Origin of the sequence: Acinetobacter lwoffii (assembly GCF_024129715.1) — a bacterium.
Taxonomy (GTDB): domain Bacteria; phylum Pseudomonadota; class Gammaproteobacteria; order Pseudomonadales; family Moraxellaceae; genus Acinetobacter; species Acinetobacter lwoffii_U.
The window spans coordinates 1-22153 of the sequence record NZ_JAMXXM010000024.1 but is presented as its reverse complement, the minus strand read 5'-3'; the positions used below and the strand labels follow the sequence as shown (position 1 = coordinate 22153).

At 44.2% G+C, this 22153-nt stretch carries 24 protein-coding genes; 12 read left to right on the top strand and 12 right to left on the bottom strand.

Features of this window, described 5'->3' with window-relative positions; all coding sequences use genetic code 11:
• The first annotated feature begins 54 nt into the window (after window positions 1–54).
• Window positions 55–1467, top strand: coding sequence for an SLC13 family permease (locus NI462_RS12540; RefSeq protein WP_253160868.1), 1413 nt, complete (start codon window positions 55–57; stop codon window positions 1465–1467).
• Between the two features lie 222 nt (window positions 1468–1689).
• Window positions 1690–2070, top strand: coding sequence for a hypothetical protein (locus tag NI462_RS12535; protein WP_253160866.1), 381 nt, complete (start codon window positions 1690–1692; stop codon window positions 2068–2070).
• 37 nt (window positions 2071–2107) lie between these two features.
• Here NI462_RS12535 and NI462_RS12530 read toward each other — a convergent pair whose 3' ends face one another.
• Both NI462_RS12530 and NI462_RS12525 read right to left on the bottom strand, forming a co-directional pair.
• Window positions 2108–3217, bottom strand: coding sequence for an HPP family protein (locus NI462_RS12530; RefSeq protein WP_005108011.1), 1110 nt, complete (start codon window positions 3215–3217; stop codon window positions 2108–2110).
• Between the two features lie 260 nt (window positions 3218–3477).
• The gene (locus NI462_RS12525) at window positions 3478–4275 is read right to left on the bottom strand and encodes a transglutaminase-like domain-containing protein (RefSeq protein WP_253160863.1); all 798 of its coding nucleotides are present in this window, start codon (window positions 4273–4275) and stop codon (window positions 3478–3480) included.
• A gap of 312 nt (window positions 4276–4587) precedes the next feature.
• Here NI462_RS12525 and glyQ point away from each other — a divergent pair, with 312 nt between their 5' ends.
• From glyQ to NI462_RS12500, 5 genes are all read left to right on the top strand, one after another.
• Window positions 4588–5571 (top strand): glycine--tRNA ligase subunit alpha, encoded by a 984-nt coding sequence (glyQ, locus tag NI462_RS12520; protein WP_004278542.1) that lies wholly within the window; start codon window positions 4588–4590, stop codon window positions 5569–5571.
• Complete coding sequence (gene glyS, locus NI462_RS12515) at window positions 5571–7640, top strand: glycine--tRNA ligase subunit beta (RefSeq protein ID WP_253160861.1); 2070 nt, start codon at window positions 5571–5573, stop codon at window positions 7638–7640. The genes glyQ and glyS overlap by 1 nt, the downstream gene beginning before the upstream one ends.
• A 67-nt stretch (window positions 7641–7707) precedes the next feature.
• Window positions 7708–8814 carry a hypothetical protein gene (locus tag NI462_RS12510; RefSeq protein ID WP_253160859.1) on the top strand — a complete coding sequence of 369 codons (1107 nt, stop codon included), beginning with the start codon at window positions 7708–7710 and terminating at the stop codon, window positions 8812–8814.
• Window positions 8815–8914: 100 nt separating this feature from the next.
• Window positions 8915–9304 (top strand): hypothetical protein, encoded by a 390-nt coding sequence (locus NI462_RS12505; protein WP_253160857.1) that lies wholly within the window; start codon window positions 8915–8917, stop codon window positions 9302–9304.
• A 228-nt stretch (window positions 9305–9532) separates the two neighbouring features.
• Complete coding sequence (locus NI462_RS12500) at window positions 9533–10006, top strand: hypothetical protein (protein ID WP_004729377.1); 474 nt, start codon at window positions 9533–9535, stop codon at window positions 10004–10006.
• Window positions 10007–10071: 65 nt separating this feature from the next.
• On the opposite strand, the gene NI462_RS12495 is transcribed toward NI462_RS12500, so the two are convergent.
• From NI462_RS12495 to NI462_RS12485, 3 genes are all read right to left on the bottom strand, one after another.
• Window positions 10072–11028, bottom strand: coding sequence for a 2-hydroxyacid dehydrogenase (locus tag NI462_RS12495; protein WP_253160855.1), 957 nt, complete (start codon window positions 11026–11028; stop codon window positions 10072–10074).
• An 89-nt stretch (window positions 11029–11117) separates the two neighbouring features.
• Window positions 11118–11315: a hypothetical protein gene (locus tag NI462_RS12490; RefSeq protein ID WP_082180547.1), complete on the bottom strand. Its 198-nt coding sequence runs from the start codon at window positions 11313–11315 to the stop codon at window positions 11118–11120.
• A gap of 123 nt (window positions 11316–11438) precedes the next feature.
• On the bottom strand, window positions 11439–12710 hold the full coding sequence (locus NI462_RS12485; RefSeq protein ID WP_253160853.1) for a hypothetical protein: 1272 nt from the start codon (window positions 12708–12710) through the stop codon (window positions 11439–11441).
• 113 nt (window positions 12711–12823) lie between these two features.
• On the opposite strand from NI462_RS12485, the gene NI462_RS12480 reads away from it, so the two are divergent.
• Complete coding sequence (locus tag NI462_RS12480; protein WP_216986504.1) at window positions 12824–13600, top strand: class I SAM-dependent methyltransferase; 777 nt, start codon at window positions 12824–12826, stop codon at window positions 13598–13600.
• 15 nt (window positions 13601–13615) lie between these two features.
• Window positions 13616–14203, top strand: coding sequence for a hypothetical protein (locus NI462_RS12475; RefSeq protein WP_253160851.1), 588 nt, complete (start codon window positions 13616–13618; stop codon window positions 14201–14203).
• A 136-nt stretch (window positions 14204–14339) separates the two neighbouring features.
• Here NI462_RS12475 and NI462_RS12470 read toward each other — a convergent pair whose 3' ends face one another.
• Window positions 14340–15560: a TIGR03862 family flavoprotein gene (locus tag NI462_RS12470; RefSeq protein WP_253160849.1), complete on the bottom strand. Its 1221-nt coding sequence runs from the start codon at window positions 15558–15560 to the stop codon at window positions 14340–14342.
• 4 nt (window positions 15561–15564) lie between these two features.
• Window positions 15565–16209 (bottom strand): class I SAM-dependent methyltransferase, encoded by a 645-nt coding sequence (locus NI462_RS12465; protein WP_253160884.1) that lies wholly within the window; start codon window positions 16207–16209, stop codon window positions 15565–15567.
• 84 nt (window positions 16210–16293) lie between these two features.
• Here NI462_RS12465 and NI462_RS12460 point away from each other — a divergent pair, with 84 nt between their 5' ends.
• Window positions 16294–16467, top strand: a complete 174-nt coding sequence (locus NI462_RS12460) for a DNA gyrase inhibitor YacG (RefSeq protein WP_004278554.1) — start codon at window positions 16294–16296, stop codon at window positions 16465–16467.
• Window positions 16468–16641: 174 nt separating this feature from the next.
• On the top strand, window positions 16642–16824 hold the full coding sequence (locus NI462_RS12455; RefSeq protein WP_004278555.1) for a hypothetical protein: 183 nt from the start codon (window positions 16642–16644) through the stop codon (window positions 16822–16824).
• A gap of 40 nt (window positions 16825–16864) precedes the next feature.
• Here the strand turns inward: NI462_RS12455 and NI462_RS12450 are convergent, their stop codons facing one another.
• The 5 genes from NI462_RS12450 to NI462_RS12430 all read right to left on the bottom strand — a co-directional run bounded on the left by NI462_RS12450 (window position 16865) and on the right by NI462_RS12430 (window position 21288).
• Entirely contained in the window at window positions 16865–17509 is a 645-nt protein-coding gene (locus tag NI462_RS12450) for an MBL fold metallo-hydrolase (protein WP_253160847.1), read from the bottom strand.
• A 23-nt stretch (window positions 17510–17532) separates the two neighbouring features.
• Window positions 17533–18546, bottom strand: coding sequence for a ferrochelatase (hemH, locus tag NI462_RS12445; protein ID WP_253160845.1), 1014 nt, complete (start codon window positions 18544–18546; stop codon window positions 17533–17535).
• A 65-nt stretch (window positions 18547–18611) separates the two neighbouring features.
• Window positions 18612–19640, bottom strand: coding sequence for a DUF4062 domain-containing protein (locus NI462_RS12440; RefSeq protein WP_253160843.1), 1029 nt, complete (start codon window positions 19638–19640; stop codon window positions 18612–18614).
• Between the two features lie 115 nt (window positions 19641–19755).
• Window positions 19756–20628 carry a glutamate racemase gene (gene murI, locus NI462_RS12435; RefSeq protein ID WP_004729363.1) on the bottom strand — a complete coding sequence of 291 codons (873 nt, stop codon included), beginning with the start codon at window positions 20626–20628 and terminating at the stop codon, window positions 19756–19758.
• A gap of 48 nt (window positions 20629–20676) precedes the next feature.
• Window positions 20677–21288 carry a DUF1285 domain-containing protein gene (locus NI462_RS12430; RefSeq protein ID WP_180038063.1) on the bottom strand — a complete coding sequence of 204 codons (612 nt, stop codon included), beginning with the start codon at window positions 21286–21288 and terminating at the stop codon, window positions 20677–20679.
• A gap of 186 nt (window positions 21289–21474) precedes the next feature.
• Between NI462_RS12430 and NI462_RS12425 the strand changes: the two genes are divergently transcribed.
• A partial coding sequence (locus NI462_RS12425) for an NAD(P)/FAD-dependent oxidoreductase (RefSeq protein ID WP_253160841.1) occupies window positions 21475–22153 on the top strand: 679 nt, incomplete at its 3' end.

Below are 22153 nucleotides of genomic sequence, written 5' to 3'. Positions count from 1 at the left end.
AATTTAAAGCTGATATAAAAAATGACATAAATAAAAACCTTGCAAGGAGAGCATATGACTCAGACCAACCTAGCTACCCCGACCAATGCTATGCCCAAAGGACTGCTTAAAGGCTGGATCCTTATTCTTGTCGCAGCCATTGTGGCCTATGGCTTATATCTTTACCTGCCCTATGACCAGAATGCCAATAAAGGACTGGCACTTTTAGCCTTTATCGGTATTTTATGGCTGACTGAAGCCATTCATATCACGATTACAGCGTTACTCGTCCCCGTGATGGCGGTATTGCTGGCCATGCCAATGGCCTCTGGTGAGGCACTGGTTCCGATTACCACACAAGCCGCTTTGGTCACTTTTGCCGATCCTGTCATTTTCCTGTTTTTTGGTGGTTTTGCGCTGGCAACGGCGTTGCATATCCAGAAACTGGACCGGAAAATTGCCATGTGGATCATCTCCATGTCCAGAGGGCATCTGGGCATTTCTGTACTGGCGATTTTTGTGGTGACGGCGCTGCTGTCCATGTGGATTTCCAATACGGCGACTGCTGCCATGATGCTGCCTTTGGCCTTAGGCTTGCTTTCACATCTGGATGTCAGCAAGGATCGTAAAACTTTTGTCTTTATCCTGCTCGGCATTGCCTATTCGGCCAGTATTGGCGGACTGGGCACCATGGTCGGTTCCCCTCCGAATGCCATTGCCGCCAAGGCCCTCGGCTATGATTTTGCCGACTGGATGAAAATCGGCTTGCCGATGATGTTCATTATTCTTCCTGCCATGCTGGTCAGTTTATATCTGGTACTACGTCCGAAACTGAATCATAAAATACAATTTGCGACCGAAGATATTCCTTGGACCAGAACCCGTATAGCCACCATGATCCTCTTTCTTTGTACTGCAATTGCCTGGATTTTCAGTAAAAAATTCACTGAAATTTTTGGTATTTCCCAGCCGGATACCTGGATTGCAATTTCGGCTGCCTGTATGGTGGTGATTCTGGGTACCGCAAGCTGGAAACAGATTGCAGAAAATACTGATTGGGGGGTGTTATATCTATTTGGTGGTGGTCTGACCTTGAGTGCCATTCTAAAGGATTCAGGCAGTTCGCTGGTACTGGGTCAAACTCTGGCCAATGCCTTTGGTGATACCTCCCCGCTGATGATTATTTTTGTAGTCGCTACTTTTATTATCTTCCTGACTGAATTTACCAGTAATACCGCTTCGGCTGCCCTGCTAGTACCAGTATTTGCCGCAATTGCGGATCAGATGGGAATGCCCAAAGAAATTCTGGTGATCGTCATTGGTATTGGTGCTTCATGTGCCTTTATGCTGCCGGTAGCCACCCCACCAAATGCGATTGTTTTTGGAACCGGTCATATCCAGCAAAGCGAAATGATGAAAGTTGGTTTTGTGCTGAATATCATGTGTATCTTTATTATTTCACTGTTTATTTACTGGTTCTTTATTTAATCATTACCGCTCTTAAACATCACACCCTCTACAAAGTACACTTCAGTGTGCTTTGTCGTATTAATCGCCTATATGTTGAATCTTTCTCTCATCGAAAAATAATATGCATTTAACAATGATAAAGATAAAGTCCCTATATTAAAAACATCAAAAAGTGGCAAACAGATATTGGACAGGATATTTCACTTAATCTCTCAACCGATCCAGAATTCTCCCTGGAAAATGACGCTTAACCTCGCGCTTGCACCTCTGATCATAGCTGTAATTTTATTCCCTTATGCGCTATTTAATGAAGCCAGCTATGGGGTTTTCTCCATTTTCAGAAGCCTGTTTTCAGCGCTTTTTATTAGCTTTTTTGTCTGCCTGACTTACTGGATGATGGTCTTCCCTTTCCTATTAGTGACTCACCTGCTGCTACGCCATTATCAACTGTTTAATATCATCACGATTTTAATGAGCTGCGTACTGGGAACCCTGATTCTGGCCTATATCTCGCATCCTTCAAGTGAAAATTTTAGTTCCCATTTTTTGTTTCTGCTGTGTTTTTCCCTGCCGATGGCACTATTTTACAGTTTTCTCAGCCGGCAAGCTGACCAGAGTTGATCACACATGCTCTGTTAAATTCCGTTTTAATTCGGTTTTAAACTTTCATTTTAAAATGATTCAGCTCCTGATTCAGTGCGGCAATCATATCTGCCCGACTGATAATTCCCACCAATTGCTGCTCGCTCACCACCGGAATATAGTTGAACGAACGCTCGACAAAATACGGCACCAGATCCTGAATGGGTTGTAAAGGCTGCACCGTAATTACCTTACGGGTCATGATATGTTTGACCTGATGCTCCCAGCTGCTACGGACATCAGCCGCGCGCTTGAACCATTCCACCACCTGATACATTGCCAGTGTACCGACCAGTTGTTCATCGGCATTAACGACGGGCAGGCTCATTAGGTTCATCTGCTTGAATTTGTCCAGTGCGTGCTGGATATCATCATTTTCATGCAACGTTGCCACATCCTTCGTCATAATATCCTGGCAGCTAAATTCATGCACTGCACGCGCATTGGCGCGGTTTTGTGCCTCCAGAATAATTTTTTGCAGGTCATATTCACTGATGTCCAGCAGCTCGGTACGCTGATCCAGGACTTCCTGAATATCCTGCGGTTGAATGGTGACTTTCTGGGTGGGCGTAGGATCTTTGGAGCGGGTATTTAGTTGGGCTTGCTGCGGATAATCCTTTCCAATCATCCGGTTAAAGACAATCGCAATCACCATGAGCAGAATTGAATTGAGCAGCACCGGATAAAATACAAAGGCATAACCCAATTCATGCACCGGCTGGCCACCCAGCACGGCGGTAATGGCCACGGCGCCACTCGGTGGATGCAGGGAATCTGTGGTCATCATCAGAACAATCGCCAAGGCCACAGCGACACTAAAGGCTTCGGTCGGACTGGCAATCAACAAGGCACAGCTTACGCCAATCACCGCAGCAATAGTATTGCCGACCAGAATATTCCAGGGCTGTGCCAGAGGACTGGCAGGCACTGCAAACAGCAATACCGAGGATGCGCCCATCGGTGCGATATACCAAGCTTCAAAATCCCCCAGAATCCATAAACTCAACAAGGACGAGACTACCAAACCCAATAGTGCTCCAACTCCGCAGAGCAACCGGTCTTTGAGTGGAAGGACTTTGAAATTGGGTTTTAAGGTATTGAGCCAGTCGAGATGGGAGTGAAACACAGTGCGCCTAATCTTATTGTTTATAGATTTTGGGCATTATAGAACCAAGCCCGATGAAAGGCATCTGTGTTTTACATCTTTTCATCATGAATCGATCGAAGCTTTTTAAAACCATAATAATCTCGCTCAGCTTGAAAATACTGATCCTGTTTTTTTTGCAGAACAACCGCTCCCCTATCAATCGCCATTGAAATGGAAAAATCCTTTGTAACCATTTTGCTTAGTATATTTCCAGAACATTTTTATTGTGGCCTGCCTATTCATTCAGGTTTGATCAGGGGCTGGATTTTTAACAGCTCAACCTGACCATAATAAGTTGAAAATGCCACATCTCCGGCATCGACTCCAGTGCCGATCCGAATAAGATTTTCGACCGGAGCCAAACGGGTCGGATCAAACTGCACCCAGCCACCGTCTAAATAGGCTTCAAAAATGGCATGAAAATCGGGTAGAAACTTTTCAATTTCCACATAACCGACCACCATGCGTGCCGGAATTCCCAAGGCACGGCACAGCGCAATGCCTAAATGGGCAAAGTCACGACATACGCCTGCGCGATGCACCAGTACATCTGTAGCAGTGGTAAACTGATCAGAACTGCCAGACACATAAAAAATATTTTTATAAATCCACTGTTCAATGGCTTTGACCCGCGTATAGCCCGGTGTCATCCAGCCAAATGAGCGTTTCGCCATTTCCAGCAATAAATCTGAATTACAATAACGGCTGGCCAGCAAATAAGGTAATACTTCATCGGGCAGCTTAGGAATGGCTACTTCTTTCAGACCTTGCTGTAGCTCCAGAGAGAGGCTCGGTTGACGAACCACTGTCGCCGTATAATTCAGCTCAAAAGCCTCACAGGGTTCGACCTGTAGCCGAACATGATGGTTTTGATGCTGAGTATCCTGGAATTCATGCCATGCTACGGGCAGATTAAAGCTAAGTTTTTCTTCGAGAATATTCTGATCAGGATGATGTGCCGCCTGAAGCATAAAAATAAATTCTGTCGGTTGCACGACCTTGTATTTTAAATGGCATTGAATTTGGTAAGTGGTCATGAAGTTCCTTATTTTTAAGCATTATTATATTGCGTGAATATTAAACTAATTTAAGAACGACAATCGTATAAGATCCGTTGAACTTTATGACTCTCCAGTGAACAGGATGCCATATATCTGATTTATTCCTGATTTTCAGATCAGCCTGTATCAACCAGCAAAGCCAAAATCGCAGTAAGCCTTTAAATGACGCGTATCCTTTAAGCCTGTTTTATTTTTTTCAGAAAAGTATCCCTACATTAACCCTTTGCCACTCCCCTGCAAAGTCCTTATAATTGAGCACAATTTTTCTCTAATTTTAAGTGGATGACCATGAGTCGCGCCATATCGCATATTGATACCTTCCAAGGCTTAATTCTTGCCTTACAAACTTACTGGGCGGAGCAAGGCTGCGTCATTTTGCAACCTTATGATATGGAAATGGGTGCAGGGACATTCCACACTGCGACTTTCCTTCGTGCGCTGGGTCCTGAAACCTGGAATGCCGCTTATGTCCAACCATCACGTCGTCCGAAAGATGGACGTTATGGTGAAAACCCGAACCGTTTGCAACATTATTATCAATTCCAGGTGGTGCTTAAGCCAAACCCGGACAATATCCAGCAGCTTTACCTAGACTCATTAAAAGCGATTGGTATTGATCCTTTAGTTCACGACATTCGTTTCGTAGAAGACAACTGGGAATCTCCAACACTGGGTGCTTGGGGCTTAGGTTGGGAAGTATGGCTCAACGGTATGGAAGTGACTCAGTTCACTTACTTCCAACAAGTCGGCGGTGTTGAATGCTACCCTGTGACTGGCGAAATCACGTATGGTCTTGAGCGTCTTGCCATGTACTTGCAAGGTGTAGACTCAGTTTACGATTTGGTTTGGACCAAAGGTCAGTTCGGTACGGTGACTTATGGCGATGTGTTCCATCAAAATGAAGTGGAACAATCGACCTATAACTTCGAATATGCCAACGTTGAAAAAATGTTTGAATTGTTCGATTTCTACGAAGCTGAAGCAACACGTTTGATCGAAGCGAAACTTCCACTTCCTGCATATGAGCAAGTCGTGAAAGCATCACACAGCTTCAACTTATTGGATGCGCGTGGCGCGATTTCTGTGACTGAACGTCAGCGTTACATTTTACGTGTACGTACATTGGCACGTTCTATTGCGACCAGCTATGTAGCAGCACGTGCGGAACTTGGTTTCCCAATGGCTGAACCTGCATTACGTGATGAAGTGTTGGCACAATTAAAAGCGCAAGTTGAAGCAGAAGCGAAAGAAGCAAACAAGGAGAGCAAATAATGTCTAAACATACCGTTTTGTTCGAATTGGGTTGTGAAGAACTTCCACCAAAAAGCCTGAAAAAATTACGTGATGCCTTACATGCAGAAACAGTAAAAGGCTTAAAAGATGCTGGTCTTGTTTTTGATTCAATCGAAGCCTATGCAGCACCTCGTCGTCTTGCACTTAAAATTGTCAATGTTGATGCTGCACAAGCAGACACACAAAAACGTTTTGACGGCCCTGCCAAACAGGCAGCCTTTGATGCTGAAGGCAACCCGACGAAAGCACTTGAAGGCTTTATGCGTGGTCAAGGCATCACGGTTGATCAAGTATCAACTTTCCAAGCAGGTAAAGTTGAAAAAGTATGCTATTTAAAAGATGTCAAAGGTCAAAGCCTTGACGTTTTATTGCCACAAATTTTACAAAATGCATTGGATAATCTTCCAATCGCAAAACGTATGCGTTCTGCGGCAAGCCGTACTGAATTCGTACGTCCTGTGAAATGGGTTGTGTTGTTGAAAGACAACGATGTGGTTGATGCAACAATTCAAGATCACAAAGCCGGTAACGTCACTTACGGTCATCGTTTCCACGCGCCAGAAGCAATTACTTTAACGCACGCTGACGAATACTTAGCGAAGTTAAAAGCAGCTCACGTTGTGGCGTCATTTGAAGAACGTCAAGCCATCATTGATGGTCAAGTCAAAGCGCTTGCTGATGAAGTCAATTCAATTGCGATTGTACCAAGCGATCTTCGTGACGAAGTGACTGCATTGGTTGAATGGCCTGTTGCGCTTCGTGCAAGCTTCGAAGAACGCTTCCTTGCAGTTCCTCAAGAAGCATTGATCACCACGATGCAGGACAACCAAAAGTACTTCTGTTTGGTAAATGCAGACAACAAACTGCAACCGTACTTCATTACTGTGTCAAACATTGAGTCGAAAGACCCGACACAAATTATTGAAGGTAACGAGAAAGTGGTTCGTCCACGTTTGTCTGATGCTGAATTCTTCTTCTTGCAAGATCAAAAGCAACCGCTTGCGTCTCGTAAAGAAAAATTGGCAAACATGGTGTTCCAAGCAGAATTGGGTACGCTTTGGAACAAGTCTGAACGTATTGCGAAATTGGCTGTAGCACTTGCGCCTATTACAGGTGCAAAAGCGGAAGATGCTGAAAAAGCGGCACTTCTTGCAAAATGCGATTTAACCTCTGAGCTTGTGGGTGAATTCCCTGAACTTCAAGGGATCGCGGGTACTTACTATGCGCGTCTTGAAGGTGAAAATGCTGAAGTGGCTGAGTCTTTAGGTGAGCAGTATTTACCTAAATTCGCGGGTGACGTTTTACCGAAAACCAAAACAGGTACAACCATTGCCCTTGCCGACCGTTTAGACACATTGACGGGTATTTTCGGTATTGGTCAAGCGCCTACAGGTTCTAAAGACCCGTTTGCACTACGTCGCTCTGCAATTGGTATCCTTCGTCTTGTGACTGAAAACGAGCTTGATGTTTCAATTGAAGATTTGATCAAACTTGCGCTTGCTGCGTATGGCGATGTATTGAAAGATCACGACAAGACTTTGGCGGATGCTGTTGCATTCCTTGAAGGTCGTTACCGTGCGAAATACGAAGACCAAGGCGTTGCAGTAGACGTGATTCAGGCAGTTCAAGCCTTGTCGCCAAAATCTCCACTTGATTTTGACAAGCGTGTAAATGCGGTAAACCACTTCCGCGCATTGCCTGAAGCGGCTGCGCTTGCTGCTGCAAACAAGCGTGTTGCGAACATTCTGGCAAAAGAAACTGCTCCTGAAGGTGCTGTAGTTGAAGCAAACTTGGTTGAAGATGCTGAAAAAGCATTGTTCGCTGAACTTGCTAAAATTGCGCCTCAAGTTGAGCCGTTATTTGCTGCTAAAGACTATACTGCTGCGTTGTCTGCACTTGCTGCACTTCGTGCGCCAGTCGATGCATTCTTTGATGGCGTCATGGTGATGGCTGATGATGCTGACCTGAAAGCAAACCGTTTACGTATGCTTGCACAGCTTCGTGACTTGTTTACAAAAGTGGCTGATATTTCGGTGTTACAGCACTAAGCTTTAATTGCTTGAAGTTTAAACAAAACCCCGCTATAAATTAGTGGGGTTTTTATGTTGAATAATAATGAATAGTACATCTTTACAAGAAAATTTCTATGATGACAAAAGTATAGTTGTAGCACTAGACGAATCTACTTTAGCCAAGATTATTACTGAATTCCTTGGTAATAAAGAGACGCTTACGTATCAATCCGTTGGAATTCCATTTCTTCTTCGAAATAATGATCTCGAACAATTTCACTATTTAATTGAACAAAAATTAGCAGACCAAAAACAAGTATTCGAGTCCCATTTAACTGTTAGTTTTAATTATTCTGATAAAACTACTCGAACAATTAATGGAATTAAAGCACTAATAAAAGTTAATGAAGTACGTAATACCATTATTAATTCACTAACTATGACATGGAAAGTAATTAATCGCTTTCATAATCAAGAACAAGTCTCTACACAAATAATTGCTCTAACTTTTGATGTAATTAATGAAGAAATTTTGCTAACAATAACTCATACCAATCAAGCTTGGGCAATGGAAATAAAAAACTTATTGAATAACAAAATTCAAGAAGTAATGATACCTAACACCAAAACCACTAGAGTGTACAAAAAAGTAGGAAATTTAGGATTCTCTAGTGCCTTTCTTATTATTGTATTATTATTTTTCATATTTGACTTAGTAAAAACTGAAAACACAGAGAATAAACCCTCGAAAAAGAAAAATGATGTAGTTAATGTTGTTCTTGAAAACTATCAGCTAACTAATAATAAAGATGAGCTTATAATGTCACTAGCATTAATTAATAATCTTGACGATAAAACTGCATTGGAAACTTTTAAAAATACTCAATTTATAGAAAATAAAATACTACAAAACAAGATTGTTAAAGCTTATGAAGAAAAGTCAAAAAAAACATATAAAAACTTCTTCTTACAAATATTTATTCTCTTATTAAATTATATAGTCTCGCCGTTAATTATTATTTACTATGCAAAATATGCATATCAAAAATTGAGGAATCAATCTTTTATTATCATTAATAATTTTATGGAAAAGACTCATGAAAAGGCTATTAAAATGCAAAAAGACCTACCTTTTTACGGTATATCATTAATCGCATTTTCATTTATTATAGGAGTAATTGTTAACTATTTCTCCAAATTCTTCCTTTAATGTTCAATAGTATCCTCTACACAATAAAGAAGAAGACTATGGGCTTTTCTCCATCAATTTCATATACTCAACCTAACAACACTCAACAAGAAAGAATCATATGAAATTTAAAACACTCATTCTGACTGGTCTTGCGAGTATCGCAGTTACAGCTTGTACATCTGCGCCAAAAATCCCACAGCTTCAGGTCGGTGTCTTACAGGAAGTCCAAAATATTGAAGTGGTTCCAGACACGACCAACAACAAGGCAAAACTGACCAAATTCCTCGATAAATGCGTGATTGAATTCACCGGCGATATTGGCAATAACCGTGTTATTGAACAATGGTCATTTAAAGGCATGACTCTAATCGATGCCGGCTCAGCGACTTTCCAGCGCGATGGAACCAGTACTGCACAAAAATTTGACCTGCACGATGCAAGTGTACAAAAGAACTTTGTCAGCTTACGCGAACATTTCGCCAAAGATGCGCTGACACAATGTGACTAAAAAAATCGCCCTGTTTAAGTATAAAAACAGGGCTTTTATTTTGCTAAAACTCAATTCGCCCCTTCATCTGATTTCTACTGCCCTTTCTTTAAAAATTACAATATTCCGGCACAGATCAACCTGAAAGGCCGGCACTCTTCACAGGATATTCATTGTTTTTGACCCATTATCCGTTACACTGAAAAACAAACTCAGACCGCACTTAGACGAATTCGAGGTCGATCCATAATGAATATCAAAACCCCAATTATTTTAACGACAGCTTTAATGCTTTCTGTTCCAGCATTCGCACAAACCACGACTCAGTCTGCTAAACCGGTTAAGCCTTATGGTGAAAATCCGAACCTGCTGCATGTCTTTGCTTATAAAGCACAGGAAGGCGTGATTAATACTGCTGAGAAAGTCGGTGAAGCAACGGAAAAAGGCATTGCCAAAATCAAGCCGGGGGTAGACCGGGCCTGGAGCAATACCAAATCTGCAACCTCTGATACACTGCAAAAAGTAGATCAGGGTGCAACTCAGGCAGCCCAACAAACCGGTCAGAAAATCCAGCAGACCAAAGAAGTCTGGCGTGGAAATTCACAACAGGCACCTATCGTGCAGCAGCCTTTAAGCCAGTCGAGTGCGACGCAAAACCCAAATACACCACAGACTCAACCCCAGTCAGGATCAGCTACCAGTTATGCGGTAACCGATTTATAAAAAAAGCCCGTGATGGGCTTTTTTAATTTTTAGAAAATAAAACTATTACCTTGTATCGACGCGATCTATGAATTGACCTGTCGAATCGGCTGACCCTGTTTAAATGCTGCTACATTTTCGACCATTTGATCCACAATCCGTTGTCTTGCATCGACACTGCCCCAAGCATTATGCGGTGTCACAATCAGGTTGGGAATCGTAGAGTCGAGCAGCACATTGCCCTGTTTCGGTGGTTCTACCGTTAGAACATCTGTCGCTGCACCGGCAATCTTGCCTGCACGCAGAGCCTCAGCCAATGCCGCTTCATCGACAATTCCGCCACGCGCACAGTTAATTAAAAATGCGCTGCTTTTCATTGCATCCAGCTCAGTATGACTGATTAAATGGTGGGTATCTTCAGTGAGTGGACAATGCAAAGTTAAAAAATCGACTTGAGGAAGTAGCTCGGCAAATGGCGCACGAGATGCATCCGCCGGACGATTTGGCAGCGCGGCAATAAGCACTTTCATGCCAAAGGCTTCGGCCAGTTTCGCCACCGCATGGCCCAGTTCGCCATAACCCACAATGCCCAATGTTTTTCCGGCCAGCTCGACAATTGGCGCATCCAGCAAACAGAACTGACTGGCTTTTTGCCATTCGCCTTGTTCTAATGCACGTTGATAAGACAGGAATGAAGTCGCCAGATTGAGCATCAACATGATGGTATGCTGCGCGACTGCCGAAGTGCCATAAGCCTGACAGTTACACACGACGATCCCTTGCGCTTTGGCCGCCTCAAGGTCGACATTATTGGTGCCGGTTGCAGAGATTAAAATGAGTTTGAGTTGAGGGCATTGATGAATCGTAGCTGCATCGATCATCACCTTATTCGTAATGATGACATCGAAACCAGCTACACGGGATGCAATCTCGGCAGCCGAGGTCGCCGGATACAAAACTAGTGAATCAAATACTGCATGCAGTGCCTGAAAGTCCAAATCCTGCTGGTCTAAAGAAGCATAGTCTAAATAAACGGCTTTCATGGCTGTTCCCTCAATCCTGTTTGACAATTTATGTCTGTCATTTAAAACAAGTCATTGAGGCTTTTCAACCTGTTTCCAGCCTGATGCAATTAATCCAGCGGTTTATCCATATGATTACGTAGTGACTTGCGAATTCGATACACCACATACACAGACAGAATAATCATAAAGATGATGGACGCACTGACCATGATCACTGCAGGATGCACAGTTTCTGCATGTGCCAGATTGGGTAGAACCAAACCGAAGATAAAACATACTTGCATCATCCGAGTCGCTTGCATCATAGAGATCCCCTTCTTCGTTTCAACCATCGGGAACGATATAATTGGTTTATTATTTGTACCGCTTACCTCTATATTATGCCAAGCCTATCACATGTCAAATAATTGTTTTTATTAAAAATAAAGCTAATTTATTTCATTTTGCGTCATAAACTGCGTATTTTTGTTACTTTCATCGATAAAAGCCGTCGCGCCATACTCATTGGTACTCAAATTCAGCTGCTTATAGCTAAACATATAAAAATCGCTATAACGCTTCATTAAAATCGGGTGCATACCCAGACTGAGCTCATCCTGTTCCTTGATCAGTTTCATGATATGCCGGTCGTTCATCACCACCAGATAACGTTCATCATTCAGGTTAATGCTCAATAAACCATTACCTTTGGCATAAATCGGAATCAGGAATTTATGGTTCAGGGCAATTGCGCCTTCTGCATAACTTTCGATTTTATGGCTGATGACATTAAATACCAGACCATGCCCATACTGGTCCAACAGTAACTGACGATTTTCCTGTGGCAAATTCACATGAATGCCAAGCTTGAGCAGGTCATGCTGATCAACCTGTTTATTGCGTAACAGTTCCCGCAAAATCACTTGTTTCTGGCTGGCATCAAAAAACTGGTTATCCAGTTGCAGATCGTTATTTTTCAGAATGTGTCCCAAGGCCATGCGGTGTCGTGGCAAGACATTTTCGATCACCTTGCGATAATAGAACTTGCTGTTTTTCTTGACCCGACGCATTTTCTGGTAGAAATAAGTGGGCTCATATTCATGCACCAAAAAGTCATAGAGCAATTCGGAACTGGCCAAAACTGCGATCGCATCATGCCCGGTAAAAGGTAGATGCAGCACATGATGATGTGGGATTAGTGCCTCTAATTTCAGATAATGGGCACGATCTTCGGCACAGTAGGGATCATACACAATAATATATTCACAGGCGTTGTCGATATCTTCGGCCGCAACCCGCATATTGGCATTCAGCTCTGGCTGATAGAACATGTTATAGCGGGCATCATGTACATCTTCCGGATCAATCGAATATTGCGGCACCATCGCCACCACCCGTTGCACGCCCAAGGCACGGGAATATTTAATCGCGGCATAGCCACCCATCGAGCCACCATAGGCAATACGCTGCTGAAACGGCGCAATCAGATCTGCGATGGCTTGCAACATGTTCCACATGGAACCTTGCGGAAACCAGGATTTATGCTTGGGCATAATACCAAGCACATTAAACTCGAATTTCGCCAGTGACTTTTCTGCATTGATGTTGAGGCCCTTGGCACGGGTAATCAAATCGCCAAATGAAAAAATCAGTTCTGAAGAGGAGCCCGGCATAAAAATCGCGCGTATATGTTCATCTTCAAAAACAATCTGCTTGTCCATAACTTTCCCGTGCTGGTAAATCGAACCCTTCCACAACAATTCAGTCAATGAACGCTGTCAAAAAAGTGAATATGCTATTTTATATCGATCAAAAAGATTAAAAAGCGCAAAATATGACACAATCATTACATCCTGCAGCAAAACGGGGTTTTAGTGCGTCGGCTGAGCTCTATCAGCAAGTGCGTCCCGACTATCCGGCAGAAATCAGCCAATGGCTGAGTGAAACGCTGGCTTTGCCTGTAGATGCGCATCTTCTGGATTTGGGCAGCGGCACCGGCAAGTTTATCCCCTATTTACGCCCGCTCAGTAAGCACATTATCGCAATTGATCCTGTCCCGGAAATGCTGGCTCAATTAAAACAGGCGCATCCGGACATTCATGCAATTGAAGGCGTTAGCCATCAACTTCCCCTGCCTGATCATAGCCTGAATGCGGTATTTTGTGCACAGTCATTTCACTGGTTTGCCGATTCTGCTACCTTACAAGAATTAGATCGGGTACTCAAACCGCAGGGTTATCTGGTGTTAATTTGGAATCAGCGCGATACTCGGATCGACTGGGTTCAGGCCTTGGCCGATTGTATTGCCCCCTTGGAAGGCGATACGCCGCGCTATCATAGCGGCACCTGGCGCGAGGTCTTTGCACAGCAAACGCTATTTCAGCCCTATGCAGAAACCACAATGACCCAGCAACAGCATGGCAGTGTCGAGCAGGTGGTATCCAAGCGGCTGCTCTCGACTAGTTTTATTGCAGCCATGCCTGAACAGCAGCAGGCACAGTTAAAACAACAATTTGAACAGATCATCCAGCAATATACAGCCAAAAGCGCAGAGGAAATGATCGATTTTCCTTATGTCACCCATATCTATGTGTTCAAGAAAAGTAATTAAAAACAGGAGGCGATCATGAATAAAATACCAGGAATGACACGAACGCTGTTGTTCGCTGCGGCCATGCTGCTGATGGCATGTGACCAGAAAACGACCGAAACTCCGACTGAAGCGACAACAGATAATACGGCTTCAGATCAAGTCATGCAGGAACTGAAAACCGAGCCACTGAAAGACTTCCCTAAAACTACCGATGATCCACATGATATTGCTGCATTGACGGATTATGAACAGCGCTTTCAGGAAATGAGCAGCGACCTGGAAAAAGAATTAAACAGCATGCGCGATGATGAAAATATGACAGAAGAATTTGTCCAGCAACGTCAGCGTGATCATGTCCAGTCAGCATTGAATATGTTGAAGGCTTTAGAACTGAAAACCGAACAGGGCCGTTATATTCAGGGCTTAATGTATCAATACTGGGAACATCAGGACAAATTACTCAATACTCCCAAGACTCAAGCTGCGCCCGTAAATGAAGCCAGTGAGAATGTCAAAGGTCTAGGGAAATATCTACACGCCCAAGAACAGCTGGAACGCTGGCGTTCGCAATATCCGGATCTCGCCAAGAAAGAACCCGCTTCCCGGCAAGTGAAGGAATAGTCTAGGATGCGAGAATGGCACACAGCTTAGATCAAATACAAAAATAATCTAAGCTGAGCTGGCAGCTTAAAAACAGCGTGGATGAGCAAGACCTATTCTGCTGAGTCTGAATCTCAGCATAAGCGCCAGAAATGACTTAATCTGCTATCAGAAACTGATGCACACCTTCCAGAAACTGATGCACACCTTCACCCGCTGCACGCCCTGTGGCAAAACAGGCGGTCAGTAGATAACCGCCGGTCGGTGCATCCCAGTCCAGCATTTCTCCACACAGGAATACATGTGGATTAGATTTCAATTGTAGCTGTTCTGACAACACTTCACGCTTGACACCACCCGCACAGCTAATCGCCTCTTCAATCGGGCGGAAACCTGTGAGTGGAATGGTCAAGTGTTTAATTTTTTTGGCTAATTCAGCAGCATCTTGCCATACTGCTTTGGCTACCAATTCCCGTACTAAGGCCGCCTTGGCACCGTCCAATCCGGCTTTACGCCAGACATTAGTTAAAGACTGCTTCTTGCTTGGCTGTAATTTTTTCGCAAGCTGTTCGATACTCTGATTCGGAAATAGATCCAGATGCAACTGCATCGGCTGCCCCTGTTTCAGTTGCTCACGTAAACTCCGTCCCTGCTTATAGATCAGACCACTTTCCAGACCATAATGACTGATCACGATATCGCCGATGGTCTTTTCACCTTGCCCAACCCATGCTGCAACACGTTTCAGCGGCTGACCAAAGATGGGCTGCATAAACTGAGACCAAGGATATTCCACTCCGGCATTACTGGCCTGAAATGGCTCAATTTCATCCGGTTTCAGCCAGGCTTGCCATGCCCCATCACTCCCCAACGCTGACCAGGACACTGCACCACAAGCCAGAATAATGGCATCAAAATGTTCAGTGCAATCTTCATTATTTTTCAGATCATGCAACTCAAGCTGTTGTTGCTCTAACTGGCTAACTTTATGCCGGTAATGAAACTGAACGCCATCACGGGCCAAACGCTTGAGCCAGGCACGCAGCAAGGGTGCGGCTTTCATTTCAGTCGGAAATACCCGACCAGACGAACCGATATAAGGTTCAATACCGAGCTGTTTCATCCAGTCTTGAATCCAGAGCGCATTCCAGCGTTTGATCCAGGGAGACAACCACTCCACCTGATCATAACGTTGTACAAACTGTGGCACAGGCTCGGCATGGGAGATATTCAGGCCGGTTTTACCTGCCATCAGGAATTTACGCGCGGCAGACGGTTTTTGCTCATAGATATGCAACTCATAATCAAACTGACTGAGCACTTCTGCTGCCATTAAGCCTGCGGGGCCTGCGCCCACAATAGCAATGCGTTTGCTCATCTGCTTATTCCGCTACGGTGGCATTCTGCCCTTGTAAAGGCTGGAAATCATCAAAGCGCGTTACATATCTTTCAGGTTTGCTGATGATCAGTTGCTGGCATAGTTCACCGCGCTCCAGATATTTAATTTCAAAATGGGTACGCGCCGAATCTGCAGCAATCACTTCTTTGACAAAAGGTAGCTTCCAGAGCTCTCGCACTTGTATTTCTGCTTCTTCGATATAGGCAGGAATATTACTGGCCAAAGTAATCGTTCCCCCGGTTTTCAGGCGGGAAAGTAGAAACTCAAAAAATGGCATATTGACCCAGCGCTGTGCCGGATTATGCGGTTCAGGATTTGGATATAAAATAAAGAATTGTTCGACCTGCTCCGGATACAGTGCATGCACGATCCACGGTAAAGCATCGACATGAACGGTTTGTAAATTAGTTTGACCCTCAACAGCATGCTGTTTTTGCATCGCCAGAAATTTTTCACGGGTACGTTCAATTGCAATCAGTTGAGTGTCGGGATTGTTCTTGCTGAATAACAAGGCATGTTTACCTTTACCCGCTCCCACTTCGACGCAGACCGGTTCAGGACTGATGCTTTGAAAATCACGGGGCGCATGCATACGCTGTGCTTGAAATTGACGAATCGGCATAATCAGATCAAACTAATAAAAACCGCATAAGTCTAACAAGCGCGGCTATATTTGCCTAATCGAACCTTTATTTTTCTTTGGAGTCGTCCCATGCCTACCACTTTAAACTGTCCGCGCTGTGGCAAGCTGACCACATGGGAAGATAATGAATTCCGTCCTTTTTGCTCAGAACGTTGCAAGATGATTGATCTGGGGGCTTGGGCCAATGAGGAATATAGTTTGCCCACCCAAGATGCACCGCAAGCCGATAACAGCGAAGAATAAAGGTCTTCCCTGTCGAAAATTCTGTCTGAAAGCAGAATCTTGTCGAAATTAAGTAAATAAATCATATGAATTTTATAAAATTACTTAGATAAAGCAACACGAATTAATATCATTCATAAAGCCTTAGTATTATTGTTCTACTCTAAATTTTCACATTATTTTTAGAGCAATAATATGGGTTATATTATTTTAAGAGTCATATTAATTGGGGTTGGTCTACTCGCACTTCTTTCTTTGGGAGTCGGCATTTTCCAACAAGATAGTTTATTTATTGTATTGGGTGTGCTTTTTGCTTTTGCCGCTTGGCTCATACACATGCAAACGCGACAACTTCGCAATAATCCCTTTTCAGAATAAAGATAAAAGACCAAACTATGTTGGTCTTTTATTTACGCTTTTAACCCGCTTTACCTGCAACAAACGGATTATGCTGCTTTTCAAAACCAATGGTGCTGATCGGCCCATGTCCTGAAATGAATTGAGTTTCATCTGGCAGGCTGAAACATTCACGCTGAATTGAATCTAAGAGCTGTTGATGATTGCCACGCGGGAAATCAGTCCGGCCAATTGAGCCTTTGAACAAGACATCACCTGTCCATAACAAGTCATAATTTTTGTTATAGAACATCACGTGACCCGGCGTATGGCCTGGAGCAAAACGCACTTCGAACTCCTCATTGCCGAGTTTGAGCACTTCACCACCTTCCAGCCACTGGGTCACTTCAACTTTTTCCGGAATCGGAAAACCATAACGTGCCGAAACTTCTTGAATCATGTCAAGCCAGAATGCATCTTCCTTATGTGGTCCGATTACTGGGACATTCCAAGCCTTTTTTAATGCACCCACCGCACCCGCATGATCCAGATGGCCATGAGTGAGCCATAAGGCTTTAACCGTTAAACCCAGCGCTTCAACTTCAGCTTTCAATTTTTCAGGTTCGCCCCCTGCATCAATCAAAATAGCTTTTTTAGTGTCCGTATCCCAAACGATGGAACAGTTTTGCTGAAATGCAGTAACAGGAACAATTTTGACTTGTAACATGGGGGTGAAAAACCTCGGGCAAGTTAATGGGCAAGTGTCTGTGTCAATGCATCCAGATTAGCCTGTAGCAGACTATTGAGCAATCGCAAATGATCTTCACGGCTATTTAAAGCAGGAATATAACTATAGCTTTCACCGCCGAGTGCTTTAAAAGCCTCGGCATTTTCAATTGCCAGCTCTTCAAGCGTTTCCAGACAGTCCGCGGAAAATGCCGGACTCATCACCTGAATTGATTTCACCCCCTGTTTCGCCCAATCTTCAAGCAAAACATCGGTATAGGGCTTGATCCATTCCTGCTTGCCAAACCGTGACTGGAAGCTGATCGCATATTGATCTTCATTTAAACCTAGTGCTTCCGCCACCAATTTACCCGTGATGCGGCAACGGTCGGCATAAGGATCGCCTTTATCAGCATAAGGCTGTGGAATGCCGTGGAAAGACATCAATAATTTCTCTGGTTGACCATGAATTGCCTGATAATCACGTACACTTTGAGCCAGCGACTGGATAAATAAAGGATGTTGATAATAATCCCGGATCACTGTCAAACCGGGTAAATTGCGCTGTTTCACCACCCATTTCGCCACAGCATCGTATAGAGGTGCGGTCGACGTGGCAGAATATTGTGGAAACAGGGGAAATAGAATCACGTGTTCCTGTGGCTGCGCGGAGACCTGTGCCAAGACATCCTGAATATTCGGATTGCCATAGGTCATGGCAGGTACCACATTCAGTTCAAACTGTGGATACAGCTGGGTGAGATGCGTCTTGACTGCTGCGACCTGCTCAAACAGAATTTCACGCATCGGCGAATCCTGTCCCCATACTTGCGCATAGGCCTGTGATACTCGCTTTGGACGGAAGGGCAAAATGAGTAAGCGCAGAATGATTTGCCAGATCGGTTTGGGAATTTCAATCACACGCTGATCAGATAAAAATTGCTTGAGGAAACGGCGTACCGCTGGAATCGTAGGCTCATCTGGTGTGCCCAAGTTTGCCAATATAATCGTCACTTTCGCTTTAGCAGGAGAATACATTCAGTTCGTCCGTCAGGATATCAACCCCTGTACTTTAACAGCTTTTTATTTATTCTCTCTATGGATTAATACGCTGACTTATATTGAAAAGTGCGATCTAAATCCAGCAAACTGCTGTCCAGCAACTTTTGCGCTTTTGGGGTAATCTGCCACAGCATGCGCTGGCGGTCATCACGACCGGATGGCACAATCCAGTCATTCTGGCGCATTTGAATTTTTAAACTATGCAAGGCACGAATATTCATCTGGGCACGCGCGACAGCATGCGCTCGTGGCATCTGCACCCGCGCATCCGGCAGGCCGGTTTCATTCAGATATTCATTCATGCGCTTTGAGAAAAACTCTTCGGGTGTGGGATTGACAAAGGTTGAGCCCAGCAATGCCAACAATTGTGCCCAGGTGAGTTTTTTCTGGACTTTGATTTCCTTGAAGTTACCATCCTGATAGGCATGCATCCGGTATTCAAAAGAAAAAATTTCATGCATCGCCACTTTGGGCAGGCTTAAGAATGGATCGAGCTGAGCTGTTCCGCCATCACGTTCCAGTTGCGCGACTTTCGCTTTAAGCTGGTCAATCTCGTCATGCAGGGCTTGGGTATTTTGCGGGCGTACCCAGCCGGTCACCGGATAGCGCTCCAGCATTTGTGGCATGTTAAAACGCACTGCCATTTCCAGATCGCGCAGGCTACGGTAAGTAAAGACCTGATCGACTTCCTGCTGTAACAGTTGACGGAATTCCTTGAATTTTTCCTGTAATTCCGGTTTGGCATCATGCAATGCACTTTCACGTGATGCCGGATCATCATGCATAAACACAATAATCGGTTTTTGCTTGGTCACTGCATAAATATATTCGAGATGCATATAGCCAACACCCGATACCGACTGCTCTCCATACTGGCTGCCCAGCAGAATGACGACATAATCACAGTCATCAATCTGGCGGCGTGCAAATGCAGTATTCAGCGGTGTACGCTGTTCCAGTCCCCACGAGAAAAACCCCATTCCTACCAGTGTTTGAGACAGAATGATACGCTCCGGTTGCATTTCTGCCCCAGAGGTTGAGATGAACACTTGGTACCGTTTATCCAGCATGGGCTATCCTCTTCTCCTGTACATTTGCGTAAAAATGCATTATCACATGCTTCTTTACCCAATATGGCCACCCCAAAATCAAAATATCTTTCTTCTTAAATTATAAAAATGAGTTTTAAACTGCACTCATATTACTGACCTGCCATTTTAAATCGGCCGGAATCAGGTGCTGCAAAATCGGTCGGAGCTGTTCAGCATTCTGCCCACTCACCACCAATTCAATTTTCACGCTTTCTTTAGACTCATGCTCAAATAATAACCCATTTTTAATTAAAATTCGGGCCGTTTGTCTTGCAACCGCGAATCCTGAGTCAATTAATGTCAGCTTTTGACCAAAAATATACTGAATTGACGATTTTAGGAAGGGGTAATGTGTACATCCTAATACTAAATAATCAGCGCCTTGATCCACAACTGGTTGTAAAATCTCTTTTAATGTCTGCAAACAGGCTGCACTCATCTGCTCTCCAGCCTCAACAAAAGGCACCAGATCCAGACTGGTCACAGGCAGGACTTTGACTTGAGCCGGTTCGGCAAAACGGGAAATCACATCTTTAATCAGCTGGCCGCGGAAGGTCGCGGGCGTGGCCAATACCGCCACAGTTTTCGACTGGGTATTCAGGACGGCCGGTTTAAGCGCGGGTACTAAACCGATAATCGGAAAGTTTTCACCATAATAGTCACGCAAATAATCCAGACTAAAAGCGGAAGCAGTATTGCACGCCACCACCGCAACTTTACAACCTTGACGATAAAGCCATTCAATCGCCTGAGCCGTCAAGGCACGAATTTCCTGATCATCTCTCGGGCCATAAGGCACATGCGCAGTATCCGCATAATAGACAAAGCGCTCATTGGGCAAATGGCGGGCAATTTCCAGGGCGACTGACAAGCCGCCTACGCCTGAGTCAAAAATACCAATCGGCGCATCTGCCGTGGCATTGGGCATCGGGTCTAATAACTGGGAAATTGGTTGAATAGCGCTCATAACGTTGCAGGTAGCTTGTTTGAAATTTCTAGCGATCAAGCTTAAACCTCAGGTGCTCAAATGCAAGTCTAAATCACCACTTTTCAAACTTAAAACGGTTTCGCCTGCCGGATTTTCATCAAGCTCTCCCATCTCGACCAGATGTAAAAATGCCGCACGCTGAATCAGGGCATTAATCCCAAAACGCACATGCACATAAGGCCGCAACTCACCTTTGTATTCACGCATAAAGATTGGATGTTCAGCATCAACAACAATCAGGTCTTGCGTGGTCGTGCCCAGTTGCAAATAAATCCTTCCATTAATTTCAACCTGATCGACCTGATTGACAAATAAAGGTTCATCTTCAACTTCAATTTCAATCATTTCTACCGGTGTTTTTAGATAGAATTTATCGTTTTCTTTCCAGAGTACCGTTGCAAACAGGTCAATCATAGGCTGACGCTTGATCAATTGACCTTCGTGCCACCATTCGCCGTTGGCTAAAACCTTCAGATCCATGACGCCACAATGCTTTGGCTGCCATTGCTCCAAAGGGGGAATTGACCTTTTGTGACTGCCCTGTGCATCTTTTAAGTATTGTGCGATATCCATTAAATTTTTATCATCGGGATAAGTTACTTTTTTCGTCGGATTTGTGCTGGGTACTGGCTTATCCATAAAAGAAGACCTTAATGACGGAAAAATAATATGTTTCAGCCAATTGGCTAAAACCGGCTTTAAAACTATACTAGCCCAGATTATCAAAGACACCAGCATTTTTGTGTCTAGGAACCAAGAACACTTATGGCAGCACCCAACCATCCGGTTATGGTTGCCACCGAATAGTAATATGAGGAGTCCTACATGGAACACATCGAACGTGAATCGATGGAGTTTGACGTCGTCATCGTAGGCGCAGGCCCTGCGGGTCTTTCTGCTGCGATCAAAATCCGTCAACTTGCAATTGAAAACAACTTAAACGATTTGTCCGTTTGTGTCGTAGAAAAAGGCTCCGAAGTCGGTGCACATATTCTGTCTGGTGCGGTACTTGAACCGCGTGCCATGAACGAGCTGTTCCCGGACTGGAAAGAACAGGGTGCCCCGCTAAATGTCCCAGTGACTGAAGATAAAACCTTCTTCCTGCTGTCAGATGAAAAATTACAGGAAGCACCACACTGGATGGTACCTAAAACCATGCATAACGATGGCAACTATGTCATCTCGCTCGGCAACGTGGTGCGCTGGTTAGGCCAGAAAGCTGAAGAACTGGAAGTGTCGATCTTCCCAGGCTTTGCCGCGTCTGAAATTCTGTATCATGCCGATGGTACAGTCAAAGGCATTCAAACCGGTGACATGGGTATTGGTAAAGATGGCGAACCAACACATAACTTTACCCCGGGTTATGAACTGCATGCCAAATACACAATTTTCGCTGAAGGCTGTCGTGGTCACTTAGGTAAACGTCTGATCCAGAAGTTCAACCTGGACAAGGACGCTGATCCGCAACACTACGGTATCGGCATTAAAGAGCTTTGGGAAATCG